The 21,962-nt window shown below is 64.2% G+C and carries 16 protein-coding genes and 1 pseudogene; 10 read left to right on the top strand and 7 right to left on the bottom strand.

From position 1 onward, the window contains the following. Positions 1–31: 31 nt before the first annotated feature. A complete protein-coding gene (locus BR31_RS0124105) occupies positions 32–286 on the top strand; it encodes a hypothetical protein (RefSeq protein ID WP_027503229.1) in 255 nt (84 codons plus the stop codon). Here BR31_RS0124105 and BR31_RS0124100 read toward each other — a convergent pair. Further along, positions 270–1,073, bottom strand: a complete 804-nt coding sequence (locus BR31_RS0124100; protein WP_037178089.1) for a tyrosine-protein phosphatase — start codon at positions 1,071–1,073, stop codon at positions 270–272. The genes BR31_RS0124105 and BR31_RS0124100 overlap by 17 nt on opposite strands. A gap of 982 nt (positions 1,074–2,055) precedes the next feature. Here BR31_RS0124100 and BR31_RS0124090 point away from each other — a divergent pair. The 3 genes from BR31_RS0124090 to BR31_RS0124075 all read left to right on the top strand — a co-directional run bounded on the left by BR31_RS0124090 (position 2,056) and on the right by BR31_RS0124075 (position 6,516). Beyond that, the gene (locus BR31_RS0124090) at positions 2,056–4,518 is read left to right on the top strand and encodes a LuxR C-terminal-related transcriptional regulator (protein ID WP_156042596.1); all 2,463 of its coding nucleotides are present in this window, start codon (positions 2,056–2,058) and stop codon (positions 4,516–4,518) included. A gap of 144 nt (positions 4,519–4,662) precedes the next feature. Beyond that, positions 4,663–5,604 carry a DUF1214 domain-containing protein gene (locus BR31_RS0124085; protein WP_027503226.1) on the top strand — a complete coding sequence of 314 codons (942 nt, stop codon included), beginning with the start codon at positions 4,663–4,665 and terminating at the stop codon, positions 5,602–5,604. A 264-nt stretch (positions 5,605–5,868) separates the two neighbouring features. After that, a complete protein-coding gene (locus BR31_RS0124075) occupies positions 5,869–6,516 on the top strand; it encodes a hypothetical protein (protein ID WP_027503225.1) in 648 nt (215 codons plus the stop codon). A gap of 1,334 nt (positions 6,517–7,850) precedes the next feature. Here the strand turns inward: BR31_RS0124075 and BR31_RS0124070 are convergent. Both BR31_RS0124070 and BR31_RS29885 read right to left on the bottom strand, forming a co-directional pair. Continuing rightward, the gene (locus BR31_RS0124070; RefSeq protein WP_027503224.1) at positions 7,851–8,075 is read right to left on the bottom strand and encodes a hypothetical protein; all 225 of its coding nucleotides are present in this window, start codon (positions 8,073–8,075) and stop codon (positions 7,851–7,853) included. 408 nt (positions 8,076–8,483) lie between these two features. After that, complete coding sequence (locus BR31_RS29885) at positions 8,484–9,302, bottom strand: alpha/beta fold hydrolase (RefSeq protein ID WP_037178097.1); 819 nt, start codon at positions 9,300–9,302, stop codon at positions 8,484–8,486. A gap of 245 nt (positions 9,303–9,547) precedes the next feature. Here BR31_RS29885 and ccsB point away from each other — a divergent pair, with 245 nt between their 5' ends. Together ccsB and BR31_RS30770 are read left to right on the top strand one after the other, a co-directional pair. Further along, complete coding sequence (gene ccsB, locus BR31_RS0124060; protein WP_027503223.1) at positions 9,548–10,522, top strand: c-type cytochrome biogenesis protein CcsB; 975 nt, start codon at positions 9,548–9,550, stop codon at positions 10,520–10,522. Between the two features lie 92 nt (positions 10,523–10,614). Next, positions 10,615–11,055, top strand: coding sequence for a hypothetical protein (locus BR31_RS30770; RefSeq protein ID WP_027503222.1), 441 nt, complete (start codon positions 10,615–10,617; stop codon positions 11,053–11,055). A gap of 1,354 nt (positions 11,056–12,409) precedes the next feature. On the opposite strand, the pseudogene BR31_RS32335 reads toward BR31_RS30770, so the two are convergent. Next, a pseudogene (locus tag BR31_RS32335) lies at positions 12,410–14,089 on the bottom strand (CocE/NonD family hydrolase). 74 nt (positions 14,090–14,163) lie between these two features. Here BR31_RS32335 and BR31_RS0124045 point away from each other — a divergent pair. Beyond that, on the top strand, positions 14,164–14,784 hold the full coding sequence (locus BR31_RS0124045; RefSeq protein WP_027503221.1) for a TetR/AcrR family transcriptional regulator: 621 nt from the start codon (positions 14,164–14,166) through the stop codon (positions 14,782–14,784). Positions 14,785–16,157: 1,373 nt separating this feature from the next. Here BR31_RS0124045 and BR31_RS0124035 read toward each other — a convergent pair. Then, positions 16,158–17,312 carry a 3-ketosteroid-9-alpha-monooxygenase, oxygenase component gene (locus tag BR31_RS0124035; protein ID WP_027503220.1) on the bottom strand — a complete coding sequence of 385 codons (1,155 nt, stop codon included), beginning with the start codon at positions 17,310–17,312 and terminating at the stop codon, positions 16,158–16,160. Between the two features lie 297 nt (positions 17,313–17,609). On the opposite strand from BR31_RS0124035, the gene BR31_RS0124030 reads away from it, so the two are divergent. Both BR31_RS0124030 and BR31_RS0124025 read left to right on the top strand, forming a co-directional pair. Further along, positions 17,610–18,755, top strand: a complete 1,146-nt coding sequence (locus tag BR31_RS0124030; RefSeq protein WP_027503219.1) for an oxidoreductase — start codon at positions 17,610–17,612, stop codon at positions 18,753–18,755. Positions 18,756–18,850: 95 nt separating this feature from the next. After that, positions 18,851–19,813: an alpha/beta fold hydrolase gene (locus BR31_RS0124025; protein WP_027503218.1), complete on the top strand. Its 963-nt coding sequence runs from the start codon at positions 18,851–18,853 to the stop codon at positions 19,811–19,813. Positions 19,814–19,993: 180 nt separating this feature from the next. Here the strand turns inward: BR31_RS0124025 and BR31_RS0124020 are convergent, their stop codons facing one another. Further along, the gene (locus BR31_RS0124020; protein WP_027503217.1) at positions 19,994–20,743 is read right to left on the bottom strand and encodes a glucose 1-dehydrogenase; all 750 of its coding nucleotides are present in this window, start codon (positions 20,741–20,743) and stop codon (positions 19,994–19,996) included. A 299-nt stretch (positions 20,744–21,042) separates the two neighbouring features. After that, positions 21,043–21,675, bottom strand: a complete 633-nt coding sequence (locus BR31_RS29870) for an IclR family transcriptional regulator (RefSeq protein ID WP_051637699.1) — start codon at positions 21,673–21,675, stop codon at positions 21,043–21,045. Between the two features lie 20 nt (positions 21,676–21,695). Between BR31_RS29870 and BR31_RS0124010 the strand changes: the two genes are divergently transcribed. After that, positions 21,696–21,962: transposase (locus tag BR31_RS0124010; RefSeq protein WP_027503216.1), on the top strand; the 267-nt coding region annotated here is incomplete at its 3' end.

The raw sequence follows: 21,962 nt of genomic DNA, 5'->3' as shown, positions 1-21,962 counted from the left end.
AATTGGCCTGTTCGGACACCTAATCGCGCACATGACCGTCACAACCTGGAACTCCGGTGCCGTCGCGGCTGCCGGGTCCGTGCGGGACGAACGCCCATGCCTGCCGCAGTCGGCGCTGTTCCTCGGCATTCTCGCGGTTGTCGGACTTCTCGCGGACCGCGCGTTCACGTCACGGTTGATCGGTATGTCCTCGAGCAGGCCGGGCCGAATGCAGGTGGAGAACAAGGTCCCGTCGATCCATCGCGCGCGATCCGCTCCGACTGGCCGGTTCACGAAGGTTGTGTGAACCGCTCGCGCAGCGCGGCGAGCTGCTCGGCATTGAGGCCGAGCCCGTTCCGTGCGTAGTCCTCGATAGTGCCGAAGTGCGTGCACATCTCGTCGAGGGCGGCATCGATGTAGCTCTCACGGACTCCGAGCAGAGGCCTGATCAGCTCCGGGTCGACACCCTTGCTCGCGGAGAAGGCGAGAATCGGGTCGGTCATGGGTGCGAGATCGGTGTTCGTTTCGAGGTAGTCGGCGCGCACGTCGGCCTCGTCGGCACCGAGAAGGAGCAGGAGCGAAGTAGCGGCCCATCCGGTGCGATCCTTGCCGGTGGTGCAGTGGAAGAGGGCAGCCCCGGTGCGCTTCTCGTCGATGAGGTCGAGATAGAACGCGCGGTAGGCGACGAGTGCCGAGGACAGGCTGACGAAGTTGCGGTTCGCCTCCTCCATCTGCGCGATCCCGCGTCCGTCGCTGATCGTCTCGGCGTAGGCGACCGGGTCCGTCATGAGCAGTCCGGTGGCCGCGGCGTTCTGGGCGTTGTCGGCGAGCACGTCGAGCCAGACCGTGCGCGTCGCGTCGGGGAGGTGATCGAGGGCGCCGTCTCGCTCAGCCGCAGTCCGGAGGTCGTAGACGGTGGTGATACCGAGGCCAGTGAAGATGGTGAGGTCGTTGTCGTCGAGCTTCGCGAGCGTCGCCGACCGGTAGAGTGCGCCCGCGCGAACCGCCCCGCCCGCAACGGGAATTCCGCCGAGGTCTCGGAAGTTCGGGGCGCTCTTCAGGAATACACGACGGTCGATCGGGTGAGCGGTCATGGCTGGCTCCTCCAGGGTGGGTTCCAACGGTGATTCGGGGGTTCGGCCGGTGCCGTCACACCAAACCTCGACGATCAGGGCTTGTGCGCAGTGTGCAACATGCATGATCAGTCCCAGGGCAGGAACCGATCATCACGCACCTGACGCCTCCGGGTAAAGAGAAAGGCACGACGACCAATGCGATCGCGCCGAGCACGCATTGCGAAAGCGGCTGAACAGCAAACGCATACGTCGTACCTCCTTGGTTCAGACGGCGGTTAGCTATCGATGTACTTGGTGGGCGACAGGGCTTCGCGACGCTCCCGGTGGGTGATCACGCGGCCGAGAATCGGCGCGAGCACGACCGTAGCGGCAAACCACGCAGCGAGTATCCAGGCGGTCCCTTGCATGAACTGACTAGCGGCCCGGCGGAATCACTCGTTACCTTGGTTTACGACTTTCGTCCCCTATTTCACCCGTCCGAGCCATCTTCGTGTGACGGCACTCACACGACGTGCGTCAGACTGGTCGAACGGTGGGATGTCGGCCCCGGAAATACGACCTTCTCGAGACCTGGATGCGCCACGGCCGGATGCGTCTGTCGGTATCGCCGGCATGTCTGGCGCCTCCGCACATAAGCTAGGGTCAGATGCTGCCGGCGCGATTGAGTAATCGAACGATCGTCGTCGCCGCCACCGGCAACGTGGGGTTGTACTGCTTGCACTGAACAGCCAACTCTCCCTCTGGCGACAGCGGAGCCCCTTGGAATGGCTGTGGCGAAAGCTCGTCCACTCGTGGTGGGATCAACGGCGTCGAACTCCCTGGGTAGCTGCCGGTTTGCCTTCGGGGTGGGCTCATTAGACTTCGGCGCGTGGGAGGACTGACGCAAACGCGGTGGAGTGCCACGCCCTGGTTCCTTGCTTCTCCTCCTCAACCGAAGGCGCACGTCACCCCGCGGCCTCGGTTGCATGAACGGTTCGAGGGCGCTGTTGGCCTGGCGCCGTTGACCCTGGTCGTCGCACCACCGGGTTACGGGAAAACCACCGCGCTGGCGGCGTGGGCGGATGGCAGACCTGGGCAGACGATCTGGCTGGTGCTCACTCGTTCCGAGGGCGATCCAGCACAGCAGTTCCACATCGGCTTGCTCAGCGCCTTGAGTATCGCCCTCGACACGCCGTACTTGCCTCACATCGACCCTCTCTGGTCTACGACGGCTGTTGGCGGCAATGTGTGGGTCGATATGCTGGCGAGCGCTGCCGAATCGTGGCCGGAGCCTGTCGTGGTGGTGGTCGACGATGCACAGTTCGCCGACCGCGCCGCCATCACTGCGACAGTCACCTCCCTGATCGAGCGATCCCGCTCTCGATTGCGGTTCGTCCTTTCCGGTACCGGAGACATCGATTCCTGGTTCAACCGGCAGATCGTCACCGGGGCCGCATCGGCCGTGCGGTCCGGCGAACTGGCAATGACGGCGGACGAGATCGACGAGGCATACACGAGCGCCAGTGAAGGGAAAGCGATCTCGGACCTTGCCCGCTCCGTGCACATCGCGACACGCGGCTGGCCGGTCGCGGTGCGTCTCGCGTTGCTTGCTGCGGAAACGGAGGGAACCGCTATCTCCACGTCGATGGCCGGCGCGCAGGATGACCCTCTCACCGGGTATATCGTCGACACGGTCGTGCGCCAACTGCGACCGGAGCTCTCCGACTTCGTCCTCGACGCGACGACATGCAGCCGCCTTGATGCGGACCTCGCCGAGGCGCTGAGCGGCAACCCGCACAGTGCTGCGCTGCTGGAGGAATGTGTGCGGCGGGGGCTGTTCATCGACCGTCATGTTCACGGTGACGTGACGGTGTACCGATGGCACGAGGTGTTCGCCCGGCACTGCCGGATCGCGGTCCGCCGTGAGGACGCGGCTCGCGCGGAGCGCGCCGACCTCGCGGCGGCCGTCTGGCTCGCGGCGCGGTTCCCGATCGAGGCGACCGTGCATGCGATGCAGGCCGGTGCTGCCGAACTAGCGGCGGAGATCATCCGCGGCAGTTGGTTACAGCTGGTGATCGACGCCGATGCGGGCGCTTTAGCGGCCCGATGCCTGGCATTGCCGGACGAGTTGGCCGACCTGCCGGAGTTTCTGCTGATTCGAGCCTGCTGCCTCGACGTGTGCGGCGACGCCGCCGGCGCCGCGATGCTGCGCACTCGTGCGGGACTGGCCCGGCCGGAGTCGCCCTCTGCGGCACTGACCAGATCAATCTCTGAACTCTTTCTCGCACACGATCATTCGATGTTGTCCCGGTCGGCCGACGAGGTCCGCGGCGCGCTTTCCTCCGACGCTGTGCCCTATCGGATGCGCTCGCACGTACTCTTCCTCCTCGGGTGGGTCGAGCTTCGGCTGCGTCGCGACCCCCGACTGGCAGTTGACTTCCTGAGCACCGCGTGGAACGAGGCGACTGCCGTAGGCCATGCGGTCCTCGCCCGGCGAGCCGCGGGAAACGTCGCGTTCGCGTTGGCGTTCAGCGGAAGGTTCACCGCGGCGCGCAGAGCCGTCGCCCGTGCCGATGCCGTGGAGGACGATCCGGAATGGCGCGGTGACGGTGGAATCGAGCGGTTCGCGCAGGGATTCGTCGATTACTGGCAGGACGAAATTCCTTCTGCTCTGGAATGTTTCCGCGCCCTCGCCCGACCGGGCGAACACGAAACCTACTATGCGCGCCTCGCACGTCTCTACCTGGCGTTGAGCGTGGCGGCCGCGCGCGACACGACAGCGGTCGCCGAAGCGGAGTTCCACCTCTCACAGGTGATCGGCGCCGAGGAACACGGGGTGCCCTGGCTCGTATACCGGAAGGTTGCGGCCGCGGAACTTGCTGCGGTCGTCGGTGACACCGATCGGGTGCTGGCGCTGATCGACGGTGTCGCCGATACCCCGAACGTGCCGGTCACCGCTGTGCACGTCGCGGACCTGTACCGACGACTGGACCGCCCGTTGGACGCCGCTCGCGCGTTGCGCACCCTCGGCGTTGGCGCGGCACCGTTCGTTCAAGTGGACGCGTTGGTGCTGTCAGCGGCCCTGCAGTGGGCGGGCGGTGATCGCAACCGGGCGCACCTCGAACTCGAACGTGCACTGGACACCGCGCAACCCGAAGGCATCGCCCGACCGTTTGCCCGGCCGGACGAGCCGATGCGGGCATTTCTCGCGGAGCACGCTGCGTGGGGCACCCGGCACGAGCACTTCCTCGCCCGCCGCCTCGCCGCGTCAGCCCCCGAGTCGTCGAGGCACCCGGTTCCGGCGAGTACCGCCCTCACCGCCCGCGAACGGGACGTGCTCGGCTACCTCCACACCCGGATGACCGCGGCTGAGATCGCCGCCGAATTGTTCGTCTCGGTGAACACCGTCCGTACCCATCAGCGGTCGATCTATCGCAAGCTCGGCGTCACCAGTCGACGCGAGGCGGTCCGCCACCGACCATGACCCGGTCGGGCAGGTCATCAACCATTGATGATTTCCCGTCGCTTCTCTCGATTGATCGGCGGCGGTCTGGGAGCCTGGCCGGGGTGGCCACGCCCATCCGGGTGTGCATGCCGGCACCAGCCGAATCGACACGAAGGATCCATCGTGAGCATTCCCGTCAACGTCGACAACTTTGTCCGAGCCGAGACGGACCGCATGTTCGCAGACTTGCAGCGTGATGCCGGTGCCATCAACACGTTCTCGCACAGCCGCGAACCCGCCTCCATCGACCATCAGACCGTCATCCGGATGAACCGAGACACGCTGTACAGCTTCGCGGTCGTCGATCTCGCGCAGGGCGCGAGCTTGATGATCCCCGACCACGGCGACCGGTACCTGTCCGTGATGGTCGTCAATCAGGACCACTACGTGGGAGCGATCTTCCACGATGCCGGGACGTACGAGCTGCGGGCCGGCGACTTCGGTACCCGTTACGTCGGCGTCGCGGTGCGAATACTCGTCGACCCCGACCTGCCCGCCGACATCGCGGCGGTCACAGCCGTGCAGGACCGACTCGTGATCACTGCCGGGTCCGGACAGCCGTTCGAATACCCCGGCTACGACACCAGCAGCTTGGACGCCACTCGCGCAGCGCTGCTGACACTGGCTGCCGGGCTCAGCGGATTCGACTCGACATTCGGCCGCCCGGATCAAGTCGACCAGGTCCGTCACCTCCTCGGCACCGCCGCCGGCTGGGGTGGGCTACCGAGCGACGAGGCCTCCTACATCGGCGTCGTCCCGGCACCGACGGATGGTAACCAGGAGATCACGCTGCGCGACGTTCCTGTGGATGGGTTCTGGTCGGTCTCGGTCTACAACGCGCAGGGCTTTTTCGAGAAGAACCCGCGGAACGCGTACAGCGTCAACAACATCACGGCCGCGCCGAATGCCGACGGATCGGTGACGGTGCGATTCGGTGACTTTCCCGTAGGGACCCCGAACGCTATTCCCACACCGGCAGGGTGGAACTTCATCGTCCGGCTATACCGGCCTCGCACCGCAGTGCTGGACGGTACCTGGCAGCTGCCTAAGTTGATCCCCGCGTAGTCCTGACCGCGTGTGTTCCTGGCCTCGCCTGGTTGCGGGGCCAAGCGCGTGGCGGTGACGCACACGCCGAGGCGCGAACCCGGCCCCGTCGACGTTGATGCTGCTGGAGTGCGCTCGGCAGCTACCAAAGGTTTCGAGGGGAGAAAACCTCAATGAGGCGTATCGCCAGGCGCTGACAAGCCTCTTCAAAGCCGCCGAGCTGGGCTGGGCAATCATCAGCAGGAAGAACGACCGGAACACCGTACTCACCGAAGCGAGGGGCGAATGAACAACCTGACAGCCATCGACATCCTCATCAAGCCCGATGACGCAATGCTCACACGAGCGAAGTCAATCAATGACCGCCTGCTCGCAAGCATCCCGTCGCCCCCGGGGTTCGCTCTCGATGACAATCACCAACCGCACATCACTGTTCTGCAGCGATACGTGCGCACCGCCGATCTCGACAGTGTCTTCGACGCGATACGGACCGTGCTGGAAACGCTCGACACGAGCGCACTCACTTTCACCGCAGTAGGCCTGGCGCACATGGACATCGACGATTACCCAGACGCCGGACTTGCGGCGATCATCGTGAAACCGGGCCCCGGGGTCCTCGACTTCCAGGCAAATCTCATCGAAGCAATCCGCCCCTATACCGAAAGCAATGGCACCGCCCAGGCGTACATACGCACGGAAACCGAGCCCGACATCAACGAGCAAACCATCGACTACATCGAGCACTACGTTCCCGAGCACAGCGGCGAAAACTACCTTGCCCACATCACTGTCGGAATGTCCAAGCTGAGCGACCTGACGAAGATGGAGGCCGAGACCTTCGACTCGCTGACGTTCTGGCCGGCCGCAATCAGCGTCTACCAGCTCGGTAACAATGGAACCGCTGCCAAGCATCTCACCACCTGGACCGCATGACTGGCACCGTTGAGGTCCTCGCGGTCTGGACGGGTCCTATCGTCCAAAGGCGGCTGCCCCTCCGCGGTACTGGTGAGAGCTGTCCTGCATCGACACCCCCTCGTCGGTCGGTAGCCAGCTCGCGCTCAACGGTATCGGCATCGGCCGTTCACCGTGCTCCGTCTAAGTAGAGGTAGCGGTAATACTGGCCGAAAATCGGGCGGATATGGCCTCAAGCTCTCCGCGCTGGCGGACGGAACCCCCAGTCCGATTCCGGCGGCGCCAGCACACGCCACGATCACCGCTGCCCATTTAGAATTGCGAATCACCATGACTCCCTTCCATTTTCGGATGTTTGGAAGATCGCGGAGGACACACCTCAGCAGCTCCATGTACCGATGGAAATGATCCGCCCAGAGCAGGCACCTGCGGTCTCGGAGACCGCCTTCCCCCCTACCCCCTTCTCGTCCCAACAGCCGTGCTCTCGGCAAACTGCTCGTCCCCCAACGATCATCGCGAGTCAACACAACGTGGCCGATTTATCGCGTTCTCCAAGTTCTTTCATCCCTGCCGTGGTCGACGACGTCGAGTGATGCCGGCGCCCAAGTGTCTGGCACGAGCACATCTTCTGATGAGTGCGGGACGTGTCATTTACCCAGTTCAGCGCAGTGGAGTTACGCTGGGCAGTCGACGGGCGCCGCTGAAGTGCAGCGGACGCAGCACCCGTTCAACTGGTTCCCGGCGATTGCGCACCGTCGGCCACGGCCGTGGCCGTCGGAGTGTGTCAGTTCTCACGGACCACCAGTTGCTCGCCGGTGACATCGTTGCCGGTTTGCGTGGGTGTCCACCCCGAGACTGATCCGTTCTCGCCTCACCAGATTGCGAGTTGCTGGCTCCCGATCGCGGGATCGTCGGCTGCGGGTCGGCGCCGACCTCTCGACCGCGGTCGCTGCTCCGCGGCTCGACAGTCACGACGTGAGGCGTGAGCACACCTAACCAATTGGCCAGCTCAATCTCGTGGCGTCAGTCCAGGGAACTTAGGCCCCTCGGACGTCATGCGACATGAACCCTGGAATTCATCTAGATCTGTGTGATCTGGAGGCGTCCTTAAGTGTGATTACCAACTGGTCAACCTAGTCAATCCGCCTGGAGCCCATCGCGACCCGCCATTGGTGAACACCCCTCCATTCCATCCATCCACCATCCATCCACCATCCGGGTGTTCACCCATCAACGCCCGTTGCGTTCGCCAATTGGACCCGCTGCCGGGTTCCCGAACTGCGGGTCCGTGACTCGTTTCATCAGCGGATAACGGTCGGTTCTCGAACGCGGAGTGTGGCCCTATCGCCGACTCGTCAGTTGGGAGTTTGCTCGTCGGTTGTAAGGAGCACAGTGCCGAAGAGCTTTCCGGCGATCCATGTGATGGAGTGCGAGATGGAGACGACAACCTGGCCCTCAGCTTGCCAGGCGAGAGCGGCCGCAGTCGAGGCGTGATTCGCCAGATCCGCCGTCAGCTTCGCGAGATCGTCGTAAGGACCGAGCTGGATGGTCGAGATTTCGTAGTTGTGGTAAGCGCTCACAGATCGCAGCGTACGACCGGCGGCGGATCCAGACGGATTGATTGCGATGTCCTGTGACCTGAAGCCCTCACTAAGTGTGATTACCGACTGGTCAACCTATCTAGTTCACATGCGGCTCAACACGCTCCGATATTGATGAACACCCCTCCATGATCAATCTCGTGACCGGCACGTCCGCCGATCACCGCGCGCACTGTCCCGAACCGGGTTTCTCGTGACACCGAGCTTCCGCCGGCACAACCACGGCAACAACGGAATTCACGACTTCCTGCCGGGACCGGTGCATGGCTTGGCCCGGCGCCGACATGATGCCGGCCGACCTCTCGGACTCCGCTGGGCTCACGAATCGATCATCATCCGCCGCGTATGCCGACGGCAGCCTGCGCCACCCCATCCGATGACGTAGGTCTACGCGTATTTGGGTGGCCCCACCGGGAGCTGAGAAAGCCACCGCTCGAGAATCGGATTCACCAGTTCCGGATGGGTGATCGCCGCTCCATGCGACAACTGGTCGATAACCCGGGACTCGGTGACCCCACCCAGCCTCGCGATCATCTCGTTGACCGAATCCTCCGAGAACGCTTGATCGGCCGATCCCCGCACCACCAGTGCCGGACACCGGATCTGTCCGAGCAACTCTTCCACCGAGTCGTGCTCGACCAGGCAGCCGATGGCCGGGGAGAAAGTCGACCAGTCCCGCGCAAGCCACCGATCACACCACGGAGCCTGGTGGAGCTCCCGGACACCGCCAATCATCGACGATGCCAGCGCCCACACCATCGGCTCGAATTCCTCATGCCCTACCCCCTCGGTCCACTGCGTGAACACTCGGCGATAGCCCTCACGCTCGAGGTCCGTGTACGCACCGGCCGCCGTTCCGAGCAGCAGCAGCCCCCGGCACGCCGTAGGCTCCAGCAAGGCCATACGCAGAGCAATGAACCCACCCTGAGAGTGCCCACCGAACACAGCACTGTCGACCCCCAGGTGCTCGAGGATCGCCAGGCCGTCGCGGGCCTGATCCCAGAAGCTATAGGCCGTGGCTGCCGTCTTGCTCTGACCGTGGTGACGAGTGTCCCACCGAATCAGCCGGTAGTCGCTCAACGCCTCGGCCTGCGCATCAAACATGCTGTGGTCCATCAGGAAGCCATGCGAAACGATGACGGCCGGACCGTCGCCACCCGAATCCTCGTAAAACACCGAACCACTAGCAGTCTCGACGAACGGCACTCTAAACCCTCCCAGCTCGTAGACACACCACATCCATCAGTCGTTGTTCGATCGTGGCGGACGACGGGCGACAAGTCGAATACCGCTCCCTGAGTGGGCCGATCGTGCTTCAGGGTCGGATAGTGACCGGAATGCGTCGATTCGGGATGATCGAGATATAAGGGCAGTGGCGACTGCGCGGGTCAAATCCGAACCGGCAATCCTCTACGATCCACCGTAGTAGACGAAAAGTCACAGGGGGGCTCATGCCGGTCAACACCACGTTGGCGCAGTACAGCGACTACGCGTTTGCGTCCGCGTTTGCCATCTATGTTCTTGCACTGGTTCTTTCGGCCTTCGACTTTGGCGGCACGTCGGTTCGCCGCCGAGTCGCGGCGGACGCCCAGGCCCGGGTAGTGGTCGCTGTCGGAGCACCGACCTCGGATGCGCCGGGACGGATTTCGGCCACGGACAGTATCCGCCCGCCAAGCGAGCGAGCCGGACGCGCCGCCATCGCGGTCACGCTCGTTGCCCTGACACTGAACGTGGCCGCGATCGCCCTCCGTGGCATGGCGGCCGGCCGGTGGCCGCTGGGCAACCTCTACGAGTACGCACTGTTCCTGTGTGCAGCGATCATGGCGTGCTGGCTGCTCGCAGTGCGGCAGTACCCGATCCGCAACCTCACGGTGTTCGTCCTCGCTCCGGTGGTCATACTCCTGTTCATCGCGGCAGCAGCGATGTACAACGAAGCAGCTCCCGTCGTGCCGGCGTTGCGCTCCTATTGGATCGCAATCCACGTCACAATCATCGTGTCCGCGTGCGGGATCCTCACCTTCGCCAGCACAGCGAGCCTGCTCCACGTCATCGCCGTCCACGGACGCGACAGCGCCCGCGGCCCGCTGGCGTGGTTCGCCAACCGGCTTCCTTCCGCGGAACTGCTCGATCGTGTCGCCTACCGCACAACCATCGTCGGCTTCCCGCTCTACACCATCGGGGTCATGTGTGGTGCGATCTGGGCCGAGGCCGCATGGGGGCGCTTCTGGGGCTGGGATCCGAAGGAAACCGTCTCTTTCATCGCATGGGTGCTGTACGCCGCCTACTTGCACGCCCGAGCTACCAGCGGATGGGGAAGCCTTCGCGCGTCCTGGATCAATGTCGCAGCACTCGCCACGACACTGTTCAACATGTTCGCCATCAACTTCGTCGTCTCGGGCCTGCACTCCTACGCAGGACTCAACTGACGTTCCGGCCGAGCTCGGCTGCTGTGGACGATGGACGGGTCCAGCGGCTTCGCGTTGCTGTCACGGGGCAGCAAGCGTGACAGAGGAGGCCAATGAGTGAGCTGCCGCCGATGCGGCCCGTAGAGGTGCAGGTGCGCGACGACCCGCCGATGGATGCGCCGTGGTGGCAAGTAGTGCCCGCGATGGTGCTTGGCCAGGGAGCGTTCATCTACTCGTTGATGGCGACTCCGGGTGCCCCGGTCGCATGGATAGTCGGCATTCTCGAGGTCGTCGTCGGCATGGGATGCGTGGGCGTGTCGAAAGCGCGGACGCTGCATGCGAATGCCGGTCACCGGATTCCGATGTTGGGTTCGCCGCCGGTGCGGCCGCGTCGGTTCGATCTGTTTGACGGACTCGGTTTTTCTTTGGTGCTCGGAGGTGCGGTCCTCATCGTCGGCGTGCTCGACCGCGGCCCGTGGCCAATGGTTGCCCTCCTCGCGGTCATCGCGATCACCGAGACCGTCCCCTACGTGATCCACAACAGGCGCTTGTAGGGTCGACACGGCAGGACGATCGCGGGGATCGCCGGCGCACCGGCCGCCCGGCAAGCCGACCCAGGCGACTCGACTCGTCGCGTACTGGATTGAACGCCACTTTCACCCGATGAGAAAGGCAGTGACTGCGTTGCCGAGTCGGTTGGTCCGGCCGACGCGCAGGGTTTGCCAGAGTCTTTTCGCAACTTGCTGTTTGAGACAGCGCCTGGTCCCGCAACCAGGCTGCGCCTCCCCCGCCCAGCCCGTGGGACTTTACTGAGAATTCGCTGAGTATCGTGGCGCGCCAGCGCGTGGGCCACCTACTGTCCTCCCCGCTATCCCGGTCAGGAGATGGGGCGGGACGGCGCGTTGGCCTCGCCACCCACCCGAATTGGGTGGCGAGGCCGTTTCCCATACCGGCGTGACGCGAGTCGCATTCGGGGAAGCACTGCCGCGCCCTACTCCGCGTAACGCGACGCTCTGAATCCCCGATTTCCAGAATGTGCCACTCCCATCCCCCTGTGTGTGGCACACGAGCCCTGCCGGATGCGTGACATTCGGCAGGGCTCGTTTCATGAGCGAGGCCGTCGGCGTCCCCACCCACTGGCGGCCTTTCACAGGCATGCACGGCCGATGGGAGTGCGGCCAACGCCGTGCACGCGCGGTCCAACAACCAGGCTGCGTATTCCCCCGCCCCGCCTGTTGGGCTTTTGCTGAGAATTCGCTGAGTATCGTGGCGCACCCGCGCGCGGGCCACCTACCGTCCTCCCCGCTGCCCCGGTCAGGAGCTTGAGCGGGACGGCACGTGGGCCTCGCCGTCATGGATAGCGGCGGGGCCCACGCTCATACCCTGATCGGCGCTGATGGTATCGCCATTCCTATCGACCAAGGGCATCGCGCACCTCCGGTCCACCGACCGCGCGCACGGCCGGGGACCAGCCCGGTGCCGTGCGCGCGGACACTCAGCGGGTTACAGAACCCATCTCCGTCGGCACGGGCAGCCGAGTCCGGCTCGGACCGATCTACCGGGACTAGTTCGCTCCCGAGTCCTGGAACAGCACCGCCCCGACACGCGGCGGCTTGCCGCGGCCACAAGCGGTTGAGAGAACGGCGTTCGCCGCCCCCAACGCGCTTTCTGAGAATTCGCTGAGTATCGAAGCGCGCCTCGACCGTGGTCGCCTATCGTCCTGCCTCGCCGTTTCCGGTCCCAGCCAGCGGCGGCGGCCTCGCCACTCACCGCATGGGGTGGCGAGGCCTCTCATAACGATGGGCGATGAAGTGGAAGCCAGCCCTGAGCGCCTTCGCAATCACCTTCGAAGACCTCACGCGGGTGACTGTTCGGGTCAGAGGTGCACTGAAGCCACTGCGGCGGTGGTTAATTCGATGCGACTGGCCGCCAAGTAAGGGTCAGGGTGCTCGGGGTGCCGGGGCCGGTGTGGATGGTGCAGGCGGTGTTCGGGGATTGGTGGTACCAGGCGGGAAACTGGCCGCGCAAGGGGTCACGGGAGAAGGGCCAGCGGCCACTGAGCTCCAGGCGAAGTTGTTCGCCGCGCCGCAGACGGGTGGCGTGGGGCAGCAGGGCCAAGTCGATGAGGGTGGGGTGACCCGGGGTGAGGGGTTCGGGCTTGTGATGGATGTGGACCGGTTGCAGCGGGGTGGACAGAGCCGGATCGAGAGTTTGGTGGGCCAGGCGCTGCCATCCCTTGGTGACGACATCGGCATTGAAGCCGTAGGAGCCTTCGAAGCAGATCTCTTGGCCGTTGCGAAATTTGCGGAGGACTGCGAAGAGGTTGAGGTCCTCCGCGTCGGTGAGGGATATGTGCAGGCGCAGAGCGGACGCTCCCAGGATGTCCAGATCGGTGGGCGCGGTCCAGGTCCAGGCCAGGGGGCGGCGACCGCGCGAGCGGAAGGAACGTTGTCCGTCGGTTGACCCGGGGTCGTCGGACAGCAGGCCGTCAGCACGCAAGTGAAGGGTGGTGGTCTCGACGTCCCGGGGCGGCCAGTCGTCTGCGTATTGGATCTCGGCAGGGTGCTGACCCTGCTCGTGAACGGCGATGCGGACCGCGGGTCGGCGGTCCCACCCATTGTCGGCGTCGCGCAAGACGTGATCGAAGAAGCGAATTCGCTCGGCAGTGGCCTCCGCGCCGTAGTAGTGCGACCACTTGCCGTCGCGGTGGGTGTAGAGCCACTTGCGCTCGGACCCGGCCCGCCGGAACGCCTCGAAGCTGCCACGGCTGTGCAGGCTGTGGTCAGAGAAGGAGGCACACACCAGCATGGGGGCGGTGATGCGGGCCAGATCCGGTGTGCGGTCGGCATACCAGTCGTCACGGTCGGGGCGACGCAGGATCTCGGCGCGGATGTCGTCCGTGACGCGGGCCTCGCGGGCGGTGGCCTTGCTCCAGAAGACGCTGAAGCCGTCCTAGCGAACTCCTCCGGGGTAGGCGAAATCTCGATAGAAATCGGAGAAGCCCTCCCAGACACACAGGGCAGCCAGGTGAGGCGGGCGGAGCGCGGCCACCCGGTACTGGCTCAGGGCCAGATAGGATACACCGTCCAGACCCACACGGCCGGTGCACCACGGTTGTGCCGCAACCCATTCGATGAGGTCGTAGTAGTCCTGTGCCTCGCTGTCGGTGAACAGCGAGCCGACGCCCTCGGAGGTGCCACCGCCGCGAAGATCCGCATTGACCACGACGAACCCGTGCTCCGTCCAGATCTGCGGGTCGGGCGCCTCCCAGCTGGTCAGCTCACTGAACCGGACGCGGGCGGGCTGCGGCATCAGCCGGTACTGGCCCGAGACCGCGCGCCGGTTCCTGCCGCGGGCGGGGATGCGGTCCTTGCCGTATGGGTGCGCGGACATGATCACCGGATGCGGGCCCGCCAAATCGGGGTGAAAGACATTGATCCGCAACACCGTTCCATCACGAACCGGAACCGCCACGTCGTAGTCGGCGCGGACGTCGGGGGCGGGCACGATGTCGACGCCGGGCCGGATCAGGTTGGCGATCCGGTGGCCGGCCCGGCGCAATGCCGCCGGTCGGCGAAGGTTGGACATGCTCATCGATTTCCCCTGTCTCGTCGGTGCGGTACGCCCACTGTGGATCGCACCGCTGCCTAGAATCAACGGTGATGAATAAACCCGGACCCCGAGGCCGCCGCTTCGGTGCGCCCGACACCCGGCGCGACATCCTCGAGGTCGCGCGTCGACGGTTTCTCGCCGAGGGCTACGTCAAGGTGACGATGCGTTCCCTCGCGGCCGATGCCGGCGTAGACGCGGCGCTGATCAGCTATTTCTTCGGTTCCAAGCGTGGACTTTTCGCTGCGGCCATGGCGCTGCCGGCGAACCCGGCGGACCTGTTAACCGGGGCACTGCCCGGTCCCCCGGTGGGACTGGCCGCCCGCGTGCTGACGGCCCTGGTCTCCACCTGGGACGATCCGCAGCGCGGCGGTACGATTCGCCTACTGCTCACCGCCGCCGCTCACGACGAGGATCTGGCCCGGCTGATCAGGGAGATGATCGACCGTGAACTCGTCACCGTGCTGGCCGATCAGCTCGGCGGCACTGGGGCGCGCGCCCGCGCCGGACTGTTCGCCGCGCAAGCGCTCGGCGTCATCCACGCCCGCTACCTCCTGCGACTCGAACCAACGGCCTCGATGCCCGCTGATGAATTGGTGCGCGGGCTGGCACCGGCATTCACCGCCACCCTGTTCGGCGCGCCGCCGCGGGCGCCGCGACCCCTCTCCGGATGACCCGGCGCCGCGCCTGGTCTTGAGCTGCTGGATCCGGTGTGAAGCTGTTGCGGCAGGAATCCCTGTGATCCTGCTGCTGGCCGTCTTTTCCATGGCTGGTGCCACGCAGCAATCGCTGGCGCACACGCCGCATCATCGGCTATAGCGGTGGCTTCCCGACCTCGGCGACTCGCCGGGACCGTGCTCACGGCCTGCCGATCGTATGGTGCGGTCTCGCCGCGGTGATGCTGGCCTTCAACGTGTGCATGACGATCTCTCGGCCTGGGCTCAGGCCAACATGATGACGCCCTCGAAGCCGCCGGTGCCGCCCGAATGCACCGTGTACCCATGACCGTCGCGGTTGATGATCGTCCAGGACATCCCTGCGCGCGCGCCCGCCGGGCTTGTCCCATCGAGGCGCCATCGCACTCGAGCCGGGGCTGTCCCAGCCAGCAGTGCCGACGGCCATCCACTGACCTTGACAGGTCACTCGGATGGTTCACCCACCGTCGCGCACAAGCTGGAACGCATCCAGATTCGTGTGATTTGGAGACCTCGCCAAGTGTGATCACCGACTGGTTAACCTATCCAATCCGCTTACAGCCCAGACCGAACCGACATAGGTGAACACCCCTCCATTTTCCATCCATCCATCCACTCCATCCATCCATGGGGTGTTCACCCATCAACGCGGTTAGGGTTTACCAATTGGACCCGCTGCCGAGTTTCCGAGGCCGATTCCCCTCAACGTGGCCTCGCTGGCCCGATTCGGCGCATCTTCGACATGATTGCGGCGCAATTTGCATCCAGACTGGGGCCGAGTGCCGCTCCCCCGACGGCTACGGATGTCCACTTCCGCGATGTGGTCGAGGTCGTGCCACGGAATCCAGTGGATTTCACTGCCGCGACGAGGGGGCAGCGCGGCAACTGGAGGCGAAGTGGCTTCGCCTCCCGCACGGCACCTGCTCTGAGCCGTGGCGTCACTGGAGGCCTGGTCGGCTCGACAAATCCGGGCCGAGCCGAACGTTGAGCGAGGTGGCAGTCCAGCGGAAATGGCTGCCACCTCGCATGGCATCAATTCGGTGCTAGATCCCGGAGATTGAATGTCCACTGCTCGACGAGCTACCAGTGGGCGCCTGCAGGAATCGTGGGTTCCTCGAAATCGAGAGAGGCATCATTGGGGACAGCAATTCGTCCCTCGATAGCGGCTCGTCCGATCGATTCCCGTATCGCGGGGCAACTCCGAGCGTGCGCGGTATGTACGCGCGAGTCGGATCCCAGTTCCTCACACGCTGCTCGTGCGTCCGCCGTCCACTGGACGGACGTGTGATGCCAACTGTTCTTGTCTACTAGGACTTGGCTCGCGCACCGGGCGCAATCGACTGGCTGCATTGCTACACCGACTGTCCAGCGGGAACAGCGCGGCGGGCGAGGTTGTCGGCCACCTCCTGCTTCCACGCATCGACCGGCTTGGTGGTGTCGAGCTCGAACTCGAAACGGTCCACCATCTCCGGCTTGACGTCCGCGACGTCGACGTAGAACTGCTCGTACCAGCGGCGTAGCTGGTAGACGGGGCCGTCCTCGTTGGTGAGCAGGGGGTTGTCGATCCGGGTCTTGTTCTTCCAGATCTCAATGTCCTGCTCGAATCCGGTGCCGATGTAGCCGATCATTGCCTGCACCATCTGGTCGGCTATCTCGGCCGGCACTTGTTCGGTCTTCTTGACCTTGATGCCGTACATGAGCACGAACTGATTCGAGCTGACTGGGTAGTGGCAGTTGATCAGGATCGACTCCACCTCGAAGTTCTCATACTCGTAAACCAGGTCGTCGATCATGAACGAGGGACCGTAGTATGCCGCCACTGATCGGTTTCCCAGCAGCTTCGGGACATCGGGGTCAGTCCACTCGGTGATGTCCCCGCGGCTGATTCCGTTCTGTTCCTGGATTGCGACGTGCCCCTCGAAGATGTTCTTGAAGTAGGTGGGGAACGAGTAGTGCACGTAGAAGAAGTGCGCCATGTCGACGACGTTGTCGATGATCTCGCGGCAGTTGGTGTCGATGACGATCGACTTCCACACCCAGTCGGTCCACTCCGTGCCCTCGGGGCACATCTGCGGGATCGTCACGTCGGCGGGCGGCGGGTTGCCCTCGGGGTCGTTCCACACGAACAGCAGCTCGTCCTGCTCCATGGTCGGCCAGGTGCGGGTGCGGGCCAGCGGCGGAACCCGGCGGGCGTAGGGGATGCCGGTGCACTTGCCGTTGCCGCCCCAGCGCCAGTCGTGGAACGGGCAGGCGATCGAGTCGCCCTTGACGGTGCCCTGGCTCAGGTCGCCGCCCATGTGCCTGCAGTAGGCATCGAGGATCTTGATGTCACCGTTGCTGTCGGCGAACACCACGAGCTTGGTCCCGAACGCCTCCACCGAGTGCGGCTTACCGTCTTTGAAATCCTCGATTAGGCCCAGGCAGTGCCAGCCACGCGCGAAACGGGCCGGTGGCTCTCCTTGCTCGATGACGCGAACCTCGTCGGACTGTGTGGATGTGGGGCTCATCGTTGGTTCCTCCCAGTTAGATGACATGTCGAGCTGGACCTGACCCCAGACTTCCCATCGTCGAGATAGTGGGCGATTCTCGAGTTCATCCACCGGTCACAATTCCTCTCAGCGGAATCATCATTTGCATCCGAACTATGCCTCTGATGACAGTTGCCAATCGGCATCCGTGGTGTCGTCGCCTTCCGTTGAGGCCTTCTTCCCTGGTGTCGAATGCCTATGCAGCACTTCGGCGAGACCAACACATCGATGCCCACCGCCGTCCCAGAAAGCGCAATGATGTCCGAAAACTGTCATATGGGTCCGCCCGAACTCTCGCCCCTGTTTCGACCGCTCGAAGTACGCTCGCTTACTCTCGCGAACCGTATCGTCATGTCCCCGATGACCCGGTCATACTCGACGGCTGGCGTCCCTGGGCTCGACGTGGCCGACTACTACCGCCGCCGGGCCGAGGGCGGTACGGGGTTAATCGTGACCGAGGGAGTCGCCATCGATCACCCCAGCGCCGTGGATGACCCGAATGTTCCTCTGCTGCGGGGTCAGTCCGCTCTCGCGGGTTGGCGCCAGGTGACCGAGGCGGTGCACGACGCGGGCGGCAAGATCATCCCGCAGCTCTGGCATGTCGGACCCTTGTGGGGGGCGATGGGCAAGGTTGACCCGGCCGTGAAGCAGATGCGTCCGTCTGGCGTTTGGGGCACACTCGGCACCACCTCATACTCCGATGAGTATGTGGCGTGGGCACAGCGCGCCACCGAGCCGATGACCGACCAGGACATCGCCGACGTCATCGCGGCATTCGCGCGCGCGGCTGCCAACGCGATGGAGGTCGGGTTCGACGGCGTCGCCCTGCACGGCGGCCACGGTTACCTGCTGGACTCGTTCCTCTGGGCGGGGACAAACAAGCGCGACGATGCGTGGGGCGGCGACCTCGAGCGCCGCACCCGCTTCCCGGCCGAGGTCGTCAAGGCGATCCGCGCGGAGGTCGGCGACGAGGTCCCCATCATCTACCGGTTCTCCCAGCACAAACAGCAGGACTACACGGCGCAGATCGCGAAGACACCCGAGGAATTGGGCTTCCTACTCGGCGCCCTGGTCGATGCGGGAGTCGATATCCTGGACGCGAGTATCCGCCGCTTCGACCTCCCCGCCTTCGAGGGCAGCCAACTGTCCCTAGCCGGTTGGGCGAAGAAGGTCACCGGCGCCATAACGATGGCAGTGGGCAGCGTTGGGATTGGAAAATCTCTGCGCGACAGCCGAATCGATGGTATGGCGCCGCCCCTAGACAACATAGCCGCGCTCGAACGTCGCATGACGGACGGGGAATTCGACCTGATCGCGATCGGCCGGCTGCACCTCGCCGACCCCGGGTTGGCTCGCACTTTGCGCGAAGGCCTCCCACTACCCGTGTTCGACCGCGCCCGACATGAGGGTGCCCTCCACTAGCCAGGATCGGTCTCCGCGCAACAGGGTTCCTGAGCGGGAAGAACCTCGCGATTTCGGATCCGAGCCCAATCTAATAGTCAACCGATGGGAAGAATATGCATTGCGCGACAACACTTTTGAGACTCAATGGCATTGACATGTCTGTCACAGAACAGGGAGCCGGGATGCCTGTGGTGCTCTGCCACGGCTTCCCGGGACTGTCCTACTCCTGGCGACACCAGCTGCCTGTCCTGGCGGATGCTGGTTGGCGTGCAATCGCTCCCGACATGCGCGGTTACGGACGGTCCGACCGCCCGGCCGACCCCGCAGCATACGACCGGGCCACCACCGTCGCTGACCTCGTGGCATTGCTTGACGAACTAGGTCTCGAACGGGCTGTGTTCGCCGGCCATGACTTCGGCGCGAACCTGGTGTGGGACCTGCCGCGGTGGGCGCCGGAACGCATCGCCGGCCTCATCCAGTTCAGCGTCCCCTTGGCGCCCCGCTCTCCGATCCGCCCCAGCGTCACGTACGCGGCGCTGGCTCGCGAGCATTTTCTTCATATGCATTATTTCCAGCAGCCGGGGCCAGCTGACCGAGAACTTGCAGCCCGCCCCAGGGAATTCCTCGCCCGCGTGCTGTGGGCATTAAGTGATGTGGACCGCTACCTACAATGCTGGGGGCATCCGACGAACGACAACGGCTACCTGGACGTCCTGCCCGAAGCCCCCGAGCTGCCATGGCCGTGGCTCAGAGAGGAGGAGTTCGAGCACTACGTGGCCGAGTTCACCCGCACCGGGTTCAACGGCGGGTTGAACTGGTACCGCGCCCTCGACCTCGTGTGGGAGCAGAATGCTGCCAGGGCCGACACACTGATCGAGATACCAACTATTTTCATTGCGGGACAAAGGGATCCGGTGCTCTCGATGATGGGATCCGATCCACTCGGAGCCATGGCGCAACAGGTTCCGGGGCTAAAGGAAATCCACCTGATCCCCGGTGCGGGCCATTTCGTCCAGATGCAGGAGCCCGATCGAGTCAATGCCGCCATGCTCAGCTTCCTAGAGACATTGCGGTAAGGGAACCCGGGCACAGCCACTCATGGCGTTCCCGAACAAACACTGCATTCAGGCCAGTACCGCGACGGCACTTGCTCGACAGGTACGCGATGATGGCGATTGTGTCGACGTGGTGCTCCGCAGGTTAGGATGCGTTGCACGAGAAAACATCCGGATCCCATCCGCCTGCGGAGCCGCGGGTCAGAACCCCGCGCCGGCAGTCATGCCTCCGTCGATGACGTACTCGCCTCCGGTGCAATAGCTCGATTCGTCACTGGCAAGGAAGAGCACGAGGTTGCTGACCTCCGCCGTCGAGCCGTAACGCGGAATGGGCAGCTTCGACATAATGTGGTTCTCGTCGATGGGGTCATCTACGGAGTTGTTGCCGATCATGGGCGTGGACACCGCCCCGGGGTGAACGGAATTGACCCGGATCTTCGCCGCGGCCAGTTCCAACGCCGCGCTTCGTGTAATGCCGCGGATCGCGAACTTGCTGGCACTGTACGCCGACACGCCAGCGCCGCCGACCAGCCCGTTCACCGAGGAAATATTCACGATCGACCCGCCCTGCTTCATCGCCCGACTCGCATACTTCAAACCGATCCACTGAGAGACGACATTGACGTCGAGCAAGTTCTTGAAGCTGGCCACGTCCATGTCATTGATGGTGTCGAAGCGCAGAATTCCGGCGTTGTTGACCAGGATGTCGAGTCCTCCGAACTCAGTGGTCGCACGATCGACGATCGTGGACCATCCGGCCTCGCTCGTGACGTCGTGCGGGACAAACGTGCAATCACCGCCAAGTTCCTTCTGAAGCACCCGGCCTTCCTCTTCGAGCACATCGCCGAATATGACCTTGGCTCCCTCCTCCACAAACCTCCTCACATGTGAGGCTCCCATTCCCCTGGCGCCTCCGGTGATCAAGGCAATCTTGTTTTCGAGTCGTCCCATGTCTGTCTCCTTTCTCAGGCAATGAGGATGAGTAACGTTGTGTCACTGCGATTTCAGCGCGGCGTCGCGCAGTCATTCAATTGGTCAGGCCCGCCGACAGCCACGCGTAGCAACCCGGGTGGCGCGTGGCGCTGCCCGTTGTCGATATCACCGTGGACGCGACTGGAAGGATGCACCGACAAGCCAGTCGGACTGGCTCGCGACACGCTGCCAACCGTTCGGGCGGGATAGCAATTCCGTCTGCCGTTGAGCGGACTACCACCAGGTGGGCGGGCCATCGCCGCCGAAAACGGGTGGATTCAGTACGGGGATCCGTCGTCGAGGCGCCGGCGGATGTCGCCGGTCAAATCGAAGTACTGAGCGATGGCCGCAGCAGCGAGGCGCACCGGTGCGGCGTGTGAGAGGTCGAGTTTCACTTGTTGCATCGGGCCGCTGACGGACATCCCCACTTCCGCTCCACCCATCGAACCTATGTGCACCCCAATACAATTGAAACCCGTGTTGCAGGTTCCGTAAGCGACACCCAGCGGGCGGTCATTGTCGAGGTCTGAGCGGGCGCACGTGGACGGCTCATTTGGTCGTGGGGTGGCCGCGAGTAACGCCTTGCCGATCGTCGACGACCTCGCTGGTATTCGCCCGCCGACGCGCGTCTGGAGGACGGGACCGGACTGGGTCTCTATCTTTTGTAGGTAGAGCACATCAGTGCCGTCGAGAACGCCCAGGTGCACGGCGTGACCAGTGATCCGGTGCAACTCGTACAGGAGCGGCGCGACGACGTAGTCAAACTTGTTCTGGTACAGGGTGAGTATGCCCATCTCGACGAGCTTGTCCCCGAGTTCGTACTCGACCCCCCTGCGACGGAGCCAACCCATTCTCGCCAACTGTTCGAGCATCCGGAAGGTGAATCGCCCCGGTGAGTCCGGAGACTTCATCTCTTGTGAAGGATGGAGTCATGTCAGGTTCGAGGAAGTACCCGGCCGAGCTGCGTGAGCGGGCGGTGCGAATGGTCGCCGAGGTGCGCGGCGAGTACTCGTCGGAGTGGGCAGCGATCGAGTCGGTGGCCGCCAAGTTGGGCATCGGTTCGGCACAGACCTTGCTGAACTGGGTTCGTCGCGATCAGGTCGACGCAGGGAAGCGCCCCGGAGTGACCAGCGACATGGCCGAGGAACTCCGCAAGCTCCGGGCTGAGAATCGAGAACTCAAGCGCGCCAACGATATA

Source organism: Rhodococcus sp. UNC363MFTsu5.1, from assembly GCF_000686785.1.
Classification (GTDB): domain Bacteria; phylum Actinomycetota; class Actinomycetes; order Mycobacteriales; family Mycobacteriaceae; genus Rhodococcus_G; species Rhodococcus_G maanshanensis.
This window is presented reverse-complemented; position numbering and strand designations above follow the sequence as displayed.

What these genes read in the sequence shown, in the direction of transcription:
- BR31_RS0124105 (WP_027503229.1), top strand. Translation starts at nt 32, where the DNA reads ATGACCGTCACAACCTGGAACTCCGGTGCCGTCGCGGCTGCCGGGTCC.
- BR31_RS0124100 (WP_037178089.1), bottom strand. Translation starts at nt 1,073, where the DNA reads ATGACCGCTCACCCGATCGACCGTCGTGTATTCCTGAAGAGCGCCCCG.
- BR31_RS0124075 (WP_027503225.1), top strand. Translation starts at nt 5,869, where the DNA reads ATGAACAACCTGACAGCCATCGACATCCTCATCAAGCCCGATGACGCA.
- ccsB (WP_027503223.1), top strand. Translation starts at nt 9,548, where the DNA reads ATGCCGGTCAACACCACGTTGGCGCAGTACAGCGACTACGCGTTTGCG.
- BR31_RS30770 (WP_027503222.1), top strand. Translation starts at nt 10,615, where the DNA reads ATGAGTGAGCTGCCGCCGATGCGGCCCGTAGAGGTGCAGGTGCGCGAC.
- BR31_RS0124045 (WP_027503221.1), top strand. Translation starts at nt 14,164, where the DNA reads ATGAATAAACCCGGACCCCGAGGCCGCCGCTTCGGTGCGCCCGACACC.
- BR31_RS0124035 (WP_027503220.1), bottom strand. Translation starts at nt 17,312, where the DNA reads ATGAGCCCCACATCCACACAGTCCGACGAGGTTCGCGTCATCGAGCAA.
- BR31_RS0124030 (WP_027503219.1), top strand. Translation starts at nt 17,610, where the DNA reads ATGGGTCCGCCCGAACTCTCGCCCCTGTTTCGACCGCTCGAAGTACGC.
- BR31_RS0124025 (WP_027503218.1), top strand. Translation starts at nt 18,851, where the DNA reads ATGCATTGCGCGACAACACTTTTGAGACTCAATGGCATTGACATGTCT.
- BR31_RS0124020 (WP_027503217.1), bottom strand. Translation starts at nt 20,743, where the DNA reads ATGGGACGACTCGAAAACAAGATTGCCTTGATCACCGGAGGCGCCAGG.
- BR31_RS29870 (WP_051637699.1), bottom strand. Translation starts at nt 21,675, where the DNA reads ATGAAGTCTCCGGACTCACCGGGGCGATTCACCTTCCGGATGCTCGAA.